This is a genomic window from Rhodanobacter sp. UC4443_H10, from assembly GCF_052978325.1.
The window spans coordinates 350507-363200 of the sequence record NZ_CM129668.1 but is presented as its reverse complement, the minus strand read 5'-3'; the positions used below and the strand labels follow the sequence as shown (position 1 = coordinate 363200).

Here is a 12694-nt window from a genome sequence, read left to right as displayed (position 1 = left end):
GCGCCGACTGGTGCGCCGCAATATCTTCTGCTAGCTTGTGGCGCATGGCACAAAACAAACGCATCATCAAGAAGTACCCGAACCGGCGTCTCTACGACACCGAGATCTCCAGCTACATCACGCTGGAGGAAGTCCGCCAGCTGGTGCTGGACAACGAGGATTTCGAGGTCCGCGACGCCAAGAGCGGCGAGGATCTGACCCGTTCGGTGCTGCTGCAGATCATCTCCGAGCACGAGGACAAGGGGCAGCCGATGCTGTCGCCGCAGTTGCTCAGCCAGATCATCCGCTTCTACGGCGACTCGCTGCAGGGCTTCATGGGCCCCTATCTGGAGCGCAGCCTGCAGGTGTTCCTCGACCAGCAGACCCAGTTCCGCAGCCAGCTCAACAACCTCATGGGGCAAACCCCCTGGAACACGCTGAACGACCTGACCGAGCGCAACATGGCGGCGTTCCAGGCAATGCAGCGCGGGCTGATGGACACCGCCGCCAAGGTGATGCCGACCCCGCCGCCGGCCGGCACGCGCAGCGGCAAGAAGCCCGGCTGAATCCCGCGCGCCGCGACGGCCCCGCTCCGTCGCCGGCGCCCCAACCTTTCCCGGACGCTGCAGCACAACATGTGCTGCCACGCAGCGTGAGCCGGCCAGCGAAGCGATCCCGATGAATCAGACCGACACTCCACGACGCGTTGCCATCGTCACCGGCGGCATCGGCGGATTGGGCACCGAAATCTGCCGCCACCTTGCCCGCGCCGGGCGCCAGGTGGTGGCGCTCGATCTGGCTGCGCGCACCGAACGGGTCGCCGCCTTCCACCACGAACTCTCCGAATTCGGTGGCGCGGTCGACTTCGCACCGCTCGACGTCAGCGATTTCGAAAGTTGCCGGCAAGCGCTCGCGCAGGTCGAAAACCGCCACGGCAGCGTCGACATCGTGGTCAACGCCGCCGGCATCACCCGCGACGCCAGCCTGCGCAAGATGAGCCCGCAGCAATGGCACGAGCTGATGCAGGTGAACCTGGACGGCGTGTTCAACATCTGCCGCCACGTGGTCGACGGCATGAGCGCGCGCGGCTTCGGTCGCATCGTCAACATCAGCTCGGTCAACGGACAGACCGGCCAGTTCGGCCAGACCAACTACTCGGCAGCCAAGGCCGGCGTGCATGGCTTCAGCATGGCGCTGGCGCGCGAGACCGCGCGCAAGGGCATCACCGTCAACACCGTCTCGCCCGGCTACTGCGACACGCCGATGGTGGCGGCCGTGCCCGACGACATCCGCGCCCAGATCATCGCCGGCATTCCGGTCGGCCGGCTCGGCTCGCCGGCGGACATCGCCCGCGCCGTGGCTTTCCTCGCCGCCGACGACGCCGGCTACATCACCGGCGCCAACCTGCCGGTGAACGGCGGTTACTTCATGAGCTTCTGAGCATCCCGGCTCAACCCGCGTTGCGGGCGGCAGCAAGTGCCTGCCGCCGCGCCAGCCACACGCCGCCGGCGGTCAGCGCCAGCGCAAACGCCTGGGCCAGCAGGCCCTGCAGCGTCGGGTGAATGCCCAGCAACGGGATCGAGACGAACGACACGGCGTCGGCGCCGACCACGCCGGCCTCCTGCAAGGCGGCAATGCCGTTGCCGGCAAACACCACCGCCAGCAGCGCCAGCAAGGCCGAGGTCGCAGTGAAGAACGGCCCGATCGGCAGGCGCACGCTGTACTTCAGGATCGCCCAGGCCACCAGCGCCAGCAGCAGCGCCGCCGTGAGCATGCCGGCGATCACGTAGTGCTGCCCCTCGCTGCCCACCTGCACCCACAGGGTCTGGTAGAACAGCACGATCTCGAACAGCTCGCGGTACACGGCCAGGAACGCCACGCCGGCCATCGCCCACAAGGTGCCCTTGCCCAGCGCGGCATTCACCCGCGTGCGGATGAACGCGCTCCATGCCTGCGCGTACGATTTGCTGTGCAGCCAGTAGCCGACGTACAGCAGCATCGCCGCGGCGATCAGCGCGGTGACGCCCTCGGTGACCTCGCGATTGGCGCCGGAGATCGCCAGCAGATAGCTCGATACCACCCACGTCGCCGTGCCCAGCAGCACCGCCGCCATCCAGCCGAAGTGGATGTACGGCATCGCATCGCGGCGCCCGGTCTTGTGCACGAACGCGATGATCGCCGCCAGCACCAGGATGGCCTCCAGACCCTCGCGCAGCAGGATCAGCAGCGCGCTGAGGAAGGCCGTCAGCGGCGACAGCTCGCCCGCCGCAAGCTCCTGTTCGGCACGGTCGAGCAGGCCGTCGATGCGCTTGACCTGCGCGGCGACCTCAGCCACCGGCGGCCCCTGGGCGATGGTCGTGCGCAAGGCCATCATCCGGGTCTCCACCTCGCGTCGCAGCGGGGCGTCGACGTTGTCCAGGCTGGCCTCCACCAGTTCGAAACCTTCCAGGTAGGCACCGATGGCCAGTTGCCGCGCCATGTCGCGATCGCCGCGGCGATAGGCGTCGAGGCTGGCGTCGAGCTTGTCGCGGGTGGTTGCCATCGGCGTGGGTGCCGCGGCCTGGATCGACGCCGGATGGGCGGCCAAGTAAGCCTGCACTGCCACCAGTTGCGCGCCTTCGCGCTGCGCCACGTCATTCGGCGCCCGCGTCACCAGGTCGCCGAAGTCCTTGAACTGCGCCTTGCCGATGCCTTGCTGCCAAGCCGTGGCCCCGGCCTGCAACTGCGCGGGCGTGGCGCGCAGGCCGGCGACGTAGAACGCGAGTGACCAGCGCTCGGTCTCGGACAGTTCCGGGAACGGCCGCATCGGCGTGCCGGCCACGCCCAGCGTGATGGTGTTGTACAGCCCGTAGATGCTGCGCGCATCCATCCTTGCCGCATCGTGGAAATTGCTGGGCACCGGATCGAGCCCGGCTGCCAGCACGCCGTCGCCATGGCCGCTGACGCCGTGGCAGGCGGCGCAATCGGCGGCATACAGGCGCGCACCCGCGGCAAGGTCCGGCGCCTGCCGCGGCGCCACGCTCAGCTGCCAGACGCGGATGATGTCCCAACGCAACGCATTGGCCGCCGCGGCCACCGCCTTGCCATCGGTCTTCGTCGCGATCGCCGCGCGCAGGGCCTGCGCCTTGCCCACCAGTTCCGCCTGCCCTGTCTGTGCCGGCAACTGCTGCAGCAACGCCAGCGACTGCGTGGCGAATTCGAGCTGCTCGGCGTACTCGCTCTGGTCGAGCACCTTGCCGTCGCGCACGAACTGGGGGTAGTCCACGCTGATGTAATCGAGCATGTGCACGATCGTCTGCGCCTTGTCCGCGGCAGGCGCGGGTGCGGCTGCCGTCGCCGTGGCCGCGACGACGAGCATGCCCAGGCCCAGCAACCAGGCAAGGCAGAACGAAGATGGACGACGACAATGCGTATGCATGGCGAAGCGGATTCCAGGCAGCGCCCGGCCAGGGGCGACGGAAAAACGGAAGGCGCCATTGTCGCGAATGAGCGCATCAACTGCAAATGAGAATGATTCACGCAGATGCCGTATCCCTTGCACCTCGGCGGCCGCGCTGACCCGGCCGAAACTTCCTGCGTCGCGACGCCGCGTCCGTGCGGCCCTGGAACCCGGTCATTGACCGGAAATGGCAAGAAGTCGTAGTTTCCTGCGATCCGGTCGCCGTCTGTCCTGGGGGGGACTCCTCGCGCACCGGACTGCAAGACGCACCGGCAGGGAAACCTGCCGGGCGTCTTTTCAAATCACGAGGAGGGGAACCACTGATGATGCAAAAACCACTTGCCGCGGCGCTGCTTGGCGCCATCGGCCTGGCCGTCATGTCCGATGCCGGCGCAGCAACGCACGCACGCGTGCAGGCGCCATCCATGGGCAAGCTCGCGCCCGCCGCCCTGGCCAACCGCATCGGCCTGGATGCCGACGCCGCGCTGTCGCCGCGACTGCAGGCACGCACCACCCACGGCACCGTGAAAACCCGCGAACAGCAGACGTTCCGCGGCATACCGGTATACGGTCGCCAGGTCGTGGTGGAACGTGACGGCAGCGGCAACGTGCTCGGCGTCAGCGGCGAGATTTCCCGCGGCATCGGCCACGACATCGCCTCGGTCGCCCCCGCCATCAACGGCACTCGCGCCATCGGCCTGCTGCGCGCGCACGCCGGCCTGTTGCCGCTCGGCATCGGCGTCAACGGCATTCGCGACAGCGACATCCAGAACGCGAAGAGCGATCTGTACGTCTACGCCGAGGGCAACCGCGCCCGTCTCGCCTATCTCACCTCGTTCTTCGTCGATCGCAGCGGTCAGCCGACGCGCCCGATGGCGATCATCGACGCCAACACCGGGGAAGTGATCGAGTCCTGGGACGGCCTCACCACCAAGGGCAAGCCGGGCGGCGGCGGTGGCGGCAGCACCGGCACGCCGGCACTGGCCACCGGCGCCGGCGGCAACCAGAAGACCGGCCAGTATTTCTACGGCACCGACTATGCGGCGCTTGCCGTCACCCAGTCCGGCTCCACCTGCTACATGCAGAACCCGGACGTGAAGACCAACAACATGGCGAAAAGCACGCGCACGGGCACGCTGTGGAGCTTCATCTGCCCGAACAGCAGCGGCGATGCCGTGAACGGGGCCTATTCGCCGATCAACGACGCACACCATTTCGGCAGCGTCGTGCACGACATGTACAACAACTGGCTCGGCGCGCCGCCGCTGAGCTTCTCGCTGGTGATGAACGTGCACTACGGCCGCAACTACGAGAACGCGTTCTGGAACGGCTCGTCGATGAACTTCGGCGACGGCGCCAGCTACTTCTATCCGCTGACCTCGCTGGACGTCACCAGCCACGAAATCAGCCACGGCTTCACCGAGCAGAACTCCGGCCTGCAGTATTCCGGCCAGTCCGGCGGCATGAACGAGGCGTTCTCGGACATGGCAGGCGAAGCGGCCGAGTACTTCGACCGCGGCCACAACGACTGGCTGGTGGGCGCGGAGATCATCAAGAACGGCACCGCGCTGCGCTGGATGTGCACGCCGAAGCTGGACGGCGCCTCGATCGACAACGCGGCGAACTACACCAGCTCGCTGGACGTGCACTATTCCAGCGGTGTCTACAACAAGGCGTTCTGCACGCTGGCCAAGTCGTCCAACTGGAACACCAGGAAGGCCTTCGAAGTCTTCGCGCACGCCAACGCGATGTACTGGTCGGCCACCTCCACGTTCAACGCCGGCGCCTGCGGCGTGGAGAACGCGGCGGACGACTACGGCTACTCGCGCAGCGACGTGGTGGCGGCATTCAATGCCGTCGGCGTGACCTGCCAGTAGGCAACCGGCAAGCCTGCCGTTGAACGAGGGCCGGTCCGCAAGGGCCGGCCCTTCTCGTTGTCGCGACAGCCTGCCGGAGGCATGCCGGCACGAAGCGGACGATCCGGGATTGCAGTCGCGCGGCGCTTGCGGAACAGTGTGCGGATTCCTTCTCCGGACCGCAGCATGGCGCAGCAACCCATCACCCTCATCGGCGGCGGCCTGGTCGGCGCCTTGCTGGCGCAGCAGTTGGCCCGGCGCGGTTTCGCCGTCGACGTCTTCGAAAAGCGCCCCGATCCGCGACTGAGCGGTTTCCTGGGTGGTCGCTCGATCAACCTGGCGCTGGCCGAGCGCGGCCTGCAGGCGCTGCGCACGGCCGGCCTGGCCGACGACGTGCTGCAGCGCGCGGTGATGATGCGCGGGCGCATGGTGCACGACCGCGATGGCAACAGCGGCCTGCAGCGCTACGGCGTGGACGACAGCGAGGTGATCTGGTCGGTCTCGCGCGGCGCACTGAACATGCTGCTGCTGGATGCCGCCGAGGCCGCCGGCGTGCGCTTCCATTTCGGCCAGTCGCTGGTCGGCGCCGACTTCGGGCGTCAGCGCATCCGGCTCGCCGACGAGGCGGGCGTGCAGCGTGAACTGGATGCCGGGCTGCTGGTCGGCGCCGACGGCGCCGGCTCCGCGGTGCGCGCGGCGATGAACGCGCAGGCGCCGCTGGGCGAGCGGATCGAGTCGCTCGGCCACGGCTACAAGGAACTGGAGATCCCGCCAGCCGGCGAGTTGCCGGCCGCGGTGCTGCAGCACAGCGGCGGCCGCGACCAGTTCGCGCTGGAGCCGCACGCGCTGCACATCTGGCCGCGCGGCGGCTACATGTGCATCGCGCTGCCGAATACCGAGGGCAGCTTCACCGTCACCCTGTTCCTGCCGGCGCAGGGCGCCGCGCCGAGCTTCGCCACCCTGCCCGACGCCACGGCCGCGGGCGCATTCTTCCGCGAGCAGTTCCCGGGCCTGCTGCCGCTGATCCCGCGCTTCGGAGAGGATTTCGACAGCCACCCGGTCGGCACGCTGTCCACGCTGTACCTCGAGCGCTGGCACCTGGACGGCCGCGCGCTGCTGCTCGGCGACGCGGCGCACGCGATCGTGCCGTTCCACGGCCAGGGCATGAACTGCGGCTTCGAGGACACCGTGGTGCTCGCGGACCTGCTGGCCGGGGCGCCGGACGACAGCGCCGACGTGTTCGCCGAATTCCAGCGCGTGCGCCAGCCGAACGCCGACGCGATCGCCGCGATGGCGGTGGAGAACTACATCGAGATGCGCGACTCGGTGGCCGATCCGCACTACCTGGCCAAGCGCGAACTCGGCGCGAAGCTGGCCGAGCGCATTCCCGGCCACTACATGGCGCGCTATCGCCTGGTGACGTTCACCCACGTGCCCTACGCCTACGCGCTTGCACGCGGCCGCGCACAGGATGAACTGCTGGAACAATTGCTGCGCGACACGCCCCGGGTTGCGGACATCGACCTGGACGCCGCGGCGAGTCTGTTGCGCTCCCGCCTGCCGCCGCTGCCGCCACTGCGCCATGGATGAATCGCTGCTTGCCGCCTTCCGCGCCACTCGTTACCTGGTCTGCCTCGACCCTGTGGAATGGGCCGATATCCGCATCGACCAGCCGTTGCCGGTTGCGCTGCACGCGCTGGTCGGTGCCCAGGCCTGGGGGTTCATCACGGCGTGGAACCCGCGCGGCGAACCGCGCGACCTGGCGGACAACCTCGCTGCGCAGGAGCAGCTGTTCGCCGCATTGCGCGAATGGCCGGGGGCGGCGATCCGTCCGGGGATCGGCATCGGCACCAGCGGCTGGCATGAGCCCAGCCTGTTCGTGACCGGACCCGACCGGGCGACGCTGGACGCGCTGGCCCGTCGCCACGAGCAACTGGCCTACCTTCACGGCCGCGGCGACGGTACGGCCCGCTTGCGCGTAATGGAATGACGCGTCCGCACGCACCCGTCGACCCGACACCAGGAGAGGTGGGCGGGATCAGAGACCACATGCATTTCAATGCACCAGCTGGTTGATTTCCATGATCGGCAGGAGGATAGCCAGCACGATCATCAGCACGACGCCGCCCATGACCAGGATCATCATCGGTTCGAGCAACGTCAGCAGAACCGCCAGACGTCGTTCGAGAGCCTGCATTTCGAGCTGTGCGGCGCGTTCGAGCATGTGTTCCAGTTTGCCGCTGGCTTCGCCGCTGCCGACCAGGTGGATCATCAGCGGCGGAAAGACATGCGCGGCATCCAGCGCGCGTGTCAGCGTATCGCCTTCGCGCACGCGCTCAATGGCAGCCTTGATGCCGCCTTGCATGACCAGGTTGGACATGGCCCGCGCACCGTAGTCGAGTGCCGCGAGCAAGGGCACGCCACCGCCGACGAGGATGGCCAGCGTACTGGCGAAGCGCGAGGCATTCAGACTCCGAATGACCGATCCGAGCCAGGGCAAGCGCAACGCCAGAGCATGCCAGCGGCGCCGGTGACGCTCGCGCTGGAGAACGGCCCGCACGCCGACCGCGGCGCAGAGGCCGATGACGACGAGGCAAGGCCCCGCTCCGCGCAGGAAATCCGAGACCGCAATCAGCCCCCGGGTGAGCAGCGGCAGGCTCTGTCGGGACTGCTGGAAAACCTGCACGATCTGCGGCACGACGTAGACCAGCAATCCGGCAACCACGCAGATCGCCACGAAGGTGACCAGCGCCGGATACAGCAGGGCGAGACTGGTCTTCTGGCGCAGCGCCTGACGCGCCTCCAGGTAGTCGGCAAGGTGTTGCAGCACGTCCGGCAACGCGCCCGATTCCTCGCCACCGCGCACCAGCGCGCGGTAATAACCGGGGAAATCCCGCCCGTAGCTGCCCATGGCGCCGGCGAGCGACAGGCCAGCGGTGACCTCGGCCTTGACGCCACCAAGTACTTCCCGCGTCTTTGGCGCCGCAACCTCCTCGATCAGCGCAGCCAATGCATGCTCCATCGTGAGGCCGGAAGCGAGCAGCGTGGCCAGCTGGCGGGTGAGCAGGCTCAGTTCGGCCGCAGGGATGCCGCGTGACCAGGGCGGCGCCGCGCGCTCCCGGTTGCGAACACGCTCGACGCGCTCCGGATACAAGCCCCGGGTGCGCAACTGGGTGCGGGCCTGACGCGGTGAATCCGCCTGCACCAGGCCGGACCTGGGATGACCGGCGGCGTCGAGTGCCCGGTAACGGAACGCCTCCATGGTGCTACCGCTCGCGGGTGACGCGCAGCACTTCCTCCAGGCTCACCGTGCCTTCGGCGGCCAGTCGCATGCCGTCGTCGCGCAGCGAACCCATGCCATGCGCGCCGGCGTGTTCGCGCAGCGTCTGCTCGTCCACCCGGTCGTGGATGAGCCTGCGCAGCTCGTCATCGATCGTGAGCCATTCGTAGATGCCGGTACGGCCCTTGTAGCCGGAGCGGTTGCACGCAGGGCAACCGACCGCCGCATGGAAATTGCCCGGTGCAGACGCCAGACCGAGGCTGCGCAACTGCATGGCATCGGCTGCCAGTGGCACACGACATTCCACGCAGAGCTTGCGCACCAGGCGCTGGGCGCCGATGCCGATCAGGCTGGACGCAAGCAGAAAGGGCTCGACGCCCATGTCGACCAGCCTGGTGACGGCGCTCACCGCGTCGTTCGTATGCAGCGTGGTGAGCACCAGATGCCCGGTGAGGCTGGCCTGGATCGCGATCTGCGCGCTCTCCAGGTCGCGGATTTCGCCGATCATGATCACGTCCGGGTCCTGGCGGAGGATGGTGCGCAGGGCACGCGCGAAGCTCATGTCGACGCGGCTGTTGGTCTGCGTCTGGTTGATGCCGTCGAGGTCGTACTCGATCGGATCCTCGACGGTCATGATGTTGAGCGCCTTGGGATCCAGCCGCGACAGCGCGGCATACAGCGTGGTGGTCTTGCCGGAACCCGTGGGACCGGTCACCAGGATGATGCCGTGCGGCTCGCGGATCAGCGCGTCCACTTGCGCGAGGGTGGGCGGGTCCATGCCCAGCCGGGACAGCTCGAGCCGGCCGGCCTGCTTGTCCAGCAGGCGCAGCACGACACGCTCGCCGTGGCCGGTCGGGATCGTCGACACCCGCGTGTCGATCGGCTTGCCGGCGGCGCGCAGCGCGATGCGGCCGTCCTGCGGCAGGCGTTTCTCGGCGATATCGAGCTGCGCCATGATCTTCACGCGCGACACGATGGCCGTATGCAGCGCGCGTGCGGGCTCGATCAGATCGCGCAACGTACCGTCGATGCGCAGCCGAACCACCGAGCGCGACTCGAACGGTTCGATGTGGATGTCCGAAGCGCCCTCGCGCAACGCCTGGGTCAGCAAGGCGTTGATCAGGCGGATCAGCGGCGCGTCGTTCTGGCTGTCCAGCAGGTCCTCGACGCGCGGTATTTCCTGCAGCAACCGGGACAGATCCATGTCTTGTGCGAGGTCGTCCGCCAGCGCAGCCGCGCCTTCGTCGGCGCCGTTGTACAAGGTGGCGATGCGCTCGTCGAACTCGCCTGTGCCGACGCGCTGCGCACGAATGGGCACGCCGAGTGCGCGTCGCAGCTCGGCCAGCGCGCCAGCCGACGCGCCATGGCGCACGACGACTTCGGCGACACCGTCGCCAAGTCCGGTGACGGCGATGCCGTTGGCCTTGGCGAAGGCATACGGCACGGGCGGCTTCGTCAGCATCCCGCGATCACCGCCGATTGTCCTGGCCGGCCGATGCCGGCGGCAGGGGTGGCAACAGTGGCGAAGGATCGTTGCCGCGCACTGCGCCGCGAGTCGGCTCGGCGTGGATCTGCTGACCACGGATGTAGTCGTAGCGTTCGCCGGTCAAGGCACCCGCCCCCTGCGCATCACGCAGGACGGTCGGGCGCAGGAATACCATCAGATTGGTCTTGGTACGCGAGTGGTTGTTGTAGCGGAACAGGCCGCCGAGCAACGGCAGACTGCCCAGCAGCGGAACCTTGGCTACGCCGCCGTTGACGGAATCCTGCATCAGCCCGCCGAGCACGATGATCTGTCCGTCGTCGACCAGAACAGTCGACTCGATCGAGCGCGTGTTGGTGATGACCCCGGCGGGATTGGCGGTGTCGGCAATGCTCGAAACCTCCTGGTAGATCTGCAGGCGCACGACTCCGCCTTCGGATATCTGCGGGCGAATCCTCAGGGTCAGCCCGACATCCTTGCGCTCGATGGTCTGGAACGGCGACGGCGTGGTTGCCGCACCCGAAACTGCGTACTGGCCGGTGATGAACGGGACGTTCTGGCCAACCACGATCTTCGCCTCCTCGTTGTCGAGGGTGAGCAGGGTCGGCGTCGACAGGATGTTGGCGTTGCTGTCCGTTTCCAGTGCACGCGCGAGCAGGCCGAGGTTGAGGACCTGAACGCCACCCACCGTCACGCTGCCGTGCACCGTGCCGATGTTCAGCCCGGGGCCGGCGCTGGCCGGGTTCTGCGCGATGCCGATGATGTTCCGCCCCGCCCCGCCGAAGTTGGTGCCGCCGAACACATGCGTACCCGACTCGCCGATGCCGCCGAGGTCTTGCCACTGGATGCCGAACTCGCCGGCCTTGTTCGCCGTAAGCTCGACCACGAGCGCCTCGACATAGACCTGCAGCCGCCGCGCATCGAGTTTTTCCACCACCGCGCGCAGGTTGTTGTAGACCGCATCGGGCGCCGTGATGATGATCGAGTTGGTGGCGGCGTCCGCCTGGATGATGCCTGGCACGGTTGCAGCTTGCGGCATGGCGTCTCCCGTCGCCGGCATGCCGCCGCCGCCCGATGCCGCCTGCGCGCCGCCGCCGATGGCAACACCGGCAGTCGCATTCGGCGACACCGCCTCGGCTGGCGCCGCCGCGCCGGATACCTGTCCCGGCGATGATGCGCTGCCGGAGTAGATGCCGCGCAAGGTCTCCGCGAGCTGCACGGCCTCGGCGTTCTTCAGGTAGACGACGTGAACGTTGCCGGCGGCACTGGTCGGGGAGTCGAGCAGTGCGGCGAATTTCCGGACCTGGGCAAGTCGCGCCGGATCGGCCGCGCGCACCAGCAGGCTGTTGGAGCGGGCATCGGCGATGACTGCCACGCGCTGGGTCGGGTCCGTTCCCTGCAGCGTCTGCAACGCCTGCGGCGCTGCCGCAAACAGATTGTTGATGGTCCGCGCTGCGTCCAGCGCGGAAGCATGCTGCAGGACAATCATCGTCGCGCCGGCCTCGTCCGGCTGGTCGACGGCGGCAATGATGCCCGCCAGCCGTTCGAGGTTGCTGGCGTAGTCGGTGATGACCAGCGAGTTGCTGTCCTGCAGCGCGGTGATGGTGTTGTTCGGCGCCACCAGGGGACGCAGCGTAGGCACCAGTTGCACCGCCGACTGATGCGCCAGGGCAAACACCCGCGTCTGCAGTCCGTCGCTGCCGGGGTGTCGGCTCGACTGGACGTTGCTGTGCTGCTTGGCGTCCGCCTCCGGCAGGATCTTGACCAGGCCGTGGTCCTCCACCGCCGCGAAACCTTGCAGGCGCAAGGCCGACAGGAACACCTCGTACACGGTATCCCGTGCCACCGGCCGCGCCGAGATGATGTTGACGGTGCCCTTGACGCGCGGATCAAGCACGAAGTTCTTGCCGGTGACTTCCGCCATCGCCTTCACCACGCCCTCGATGTCCGCATCGACGAAATTGAGCGTGACGGTCTTGACCGGCGCCGGACTTTCCGCCGCCTGTGCCATCGCGCGCGCCGCCGGAACGTACGCGCAGGACAAGGCCACGGCCACGATGGCCGCTTGCAGCGTGTGCTGGTTCATGGCTGCCCGCAGGGGAAAGGTGACCCATGGCGTTTCATCGGGAAGTGCTCGTGGTGGTGGCAGGGGCTTGGGAGGGGTGTGGCCAGGCCAGCGTTTCGCGCGATCCGTTGCGCTGCAGGATCACCTGCTGGGGAAGTACCTTCTCGAGCCGGATGCCCGGCGCGAGATACTCGCCGGCACGGGCCAGTCGGGTTGTCTTCGCATCGAGTTGCAGCAGCGCGTAGCCGACGCCCTGCGGCTCGGCAGCCATGACGCCCAGCAGCCTGATCGCCAGCCCGGACGGCACCTCGGCCTGCGCATCGGCAGGCAGCCGGCCAAACAGGTTGCCGGCAGCAGCGAGGCGATCGGCCGGCCCGGAAATCTCCATGGCCCGCGGCAGCGGTGCCGGCGCGCACCACGCCCAGGTCCAGTACGCCAGCACGAGACCGAGCAACGACAGCGCGCCGGCTTTCGATGCAGCGCCGAGCGCCGTTCGCGCAAGATTCGATCGTCCGGACAACATGCCTTTGTTCCCTCTGCCTGCACGGGTTGGATGGTCGCGGGGACAACAGGGTTCCCATGTCGATGGCCC

Annotated in this window: 10 protein-coding genes; 5 read left to right on the top strand and 5 right to left on the bottom strand. The window is 68.0% G+C overall.

Going from position 1 to position 12694, the window contains the following annotated elements:
• Positions 1–44 precede the first annotated feature (44 nt).
• Together phaR and phbB are read left to right on the top strand one after the other, a co-directional pair.
• Positions 45–545: a polyhydroxyalkanoate synthesis repressor PhaR gene (gene phaR / locus ACVCMB_RS01600; RefSeq protein WP_395117937.1), complete on the top strand. Its 501-nt coding sequence runs from the start codon at positions 45–47 to the stop codon at positions 543–545.
• A gap of 112 nt (positions 546–657) precedes the next feature.
• Positions 658–1419, top strand: a complete 762-nt coding sequence (gene phbB / locus ACVCMB_RS01595) for an acetoacetyl-CoA reductase (RefSeq protein WP_447099123.1) — start codon at positions 658–660, stop codon at positions 1417–1419.
• Between the two features lie 10 nt (positions 1420–1429).
• On the opposite strand, the gene ACVCMB_RS01590 is transcribed toward phbB, so the two are convergent.
• A complete protein-coding gene (locus ACVCMB_RS01590) occupies positions 1430–3397 on the bottom strand; it encodes a cytochrome c/FTR1 family iron permease (RefSeq protein ID WP_447105983.1) in 1968 nt (655 codons plus the stop codon).
• 344 nt (positions 3398–3741) lie between these two features.
• Between ACVCMB_RS01590 and ACVCMB_RS01585 the strand changes: the two genes are divergently transcribed.
• The 3 genes from ACVCMB_RS01585 to ACVCMB_RS01575 all read left to right on the top strand — a co-directional run bounded on the left by ACVCMB_RS01585 (position 3742) and on the right by ACVCMB_RS01575 (position 7264).
• On the top strand, positions 3742–5295 hold the full coding sequence (locus ACVCMB_RS01585) for a M4 family metallopeptidase (protein ID WP_395117931.1): 1554 nt from the start codon (positions 3742–3744) through the stop codon (positions 5293–5295).
• Between the two features lie 165 nt (positions 5296–5460).
• On the top strand, positions 5461–6864 hold the full coding sequence (locus ACVCMB_RS01580; RefSeq protein ID WP_447105982.1) for an FAD-dependent oxidoreductase: 1404 nt from the start codon (positions 5461–5463) through the stop codon (positions 6862–6864).
• Positions 6857–7264: a DUF3293 domain-containing protein gene (locus ACVCMB_RS01575; RefSeq protein ID WP_447105981.1), complete on the top strand. Its 408-nt coding sequence runs from the start codon at positions 6857–6859 to the stop codon at positions 7262–7264. The genes ACVCMB_RS01580 and ACVCMB_RS01575 overlap by 8 nt, the downstream gene beginning before the upstream one ends.
• Positions 7265–7330: 66 nt before the next feature.
• Here the strand turns inward: ACVCMB_RS01575 and gspF are convergent, their stop codons facing one another.
• The 4 genes from gspF to ACVCMB_RS01555 are packed head-to-tail and all read right to left on the bottom strand — an operon-like array spanning position 7331 to position 12625.
• Positions 7331–8536 (bottom strand): type II secretion system inner membrane protein GspF, encoded by a 1206-nt coding sequence (gene gspF, locus ACVCMB_RS01570; protein ID WP_395117925.1) that lies wholly within the window; start codon positions 8534–8536, stop codon positions 7331–7333.
• A 4-nt stretch (positions 8537–8540) separates the two neighbouring features.
• Positions 8541–10016 carry a type II secretion system ATPase GspE gene (gene gspE, locus ACVCMB_RS01565; protein ID WP_447105980.1) on the bottom strand — a complete coding sequence of 492 codons (1476 nt, stop codon included), beginning with the start codon at positions 10014–10016 and terminating at the stop codon, positions 8541–8543.
• 7 nt (positions 10017–10023) lie between these two features.
• Positions 10024–12123 (bottom strand): type II secretion system secretin GspD, encoded by a 2100-nt coding sequence (gspD, locus tag ACVCMB_RS01560; protein ID WP_447105979.1) that lies wholly within the window; start codon positions 12121–12123, stop codon positions 10024–10026.
• A 34-nt stretch (positions 12124–12157) separates the two neighbouring features.
• On the bottom strand, positions 12158–12625 hold the full coding sequence (locus ACVCMB_RS01555; RefSeq protein ID WP_447105978.1) for a type II secretion system protein N: 468 nt from the start codon (positions 12623–12625) through the stop codon (positions 12158–12160).
• Positions 12626–12694: the final 69 nt, after the last annotated feature.

What these genes read in the sequence shown, in the direction of transcription:
- ACVCMB_RS01590 (WP_447105983.1), bottom strand. Translation starts at nt 3,397, where the DNA reads ATGCATACGCATTGTCGTCGTCCATCTTCGTTCTGCCTTGCCTGGTTG.
- gspD (WP_447105979.1), bottom strand. Translation starts at nt 12,123, where the DNA reads ATGAACCAGCACACGCTGCAAGCGGCCATCGTGGCCGTGGCCTTGTCC.
- ACVCMB_RS01585 (WP_395117931.1), top strand. Translation starts at nt 3,742, where the DNA reads ATGATGCAAAAACCACTTGCCGCGGCGCTGCTTGGCGCCATCGGCCTG.
- ACVCMB_RS01555 (WP_447105978.1), bottom strand. Translation starts at nt 12,625, where the DNA reads ATGTTGTCCGGACGATCGAATCTTGCGCGAACGGCGCTCGGCGCTGCA.
- ACVCMB_RS01575 (WP_447105981.1), top strand. Translation starts at nt 6,857, where the DNA reads ATGGATGAATCGCTGCTTGCCGCCTTCCGCGCCACTCGTTACCTGGTC.
- ACVCMB_RS01580 (WP_447105982.1), top strand. Translation starts at nt 5,461, where the DNA reads ATGGCGCAGCAACCCATCACCCTCATCGGCGGCGGCCTGGTCGGCGCC.
- gspF (WP_395117925.1), bottom strand. Translation starts at nt 8,536, where the DNA reads ATGGAGGCGTTCCGTTACCGGGCACTCGACGCCGCCGGTCATCCCAGG.
- gspE (WP_447105980.1), bottom strand. Translation starts at nt 10,016, where the DNA reads ATGCTGACGAAGCCGCCCGTGCCGTATGCCTTCGCCAAGGCCAACGGC.
- phbB (WP_447099123.1), top strand. Translation starts at nt 658, where the DNA reads ATGAATCAGACCGACACTCCACGACGCGTTGCCATCGTCACCGGCGGC.
- phaR (WP_395117937.1), top strand. Translation starts at nt 45, where the DNA reads ATGGCACAAAACAAACGCATCATCAAGAAGTACCCGAACCGGCGTCTC.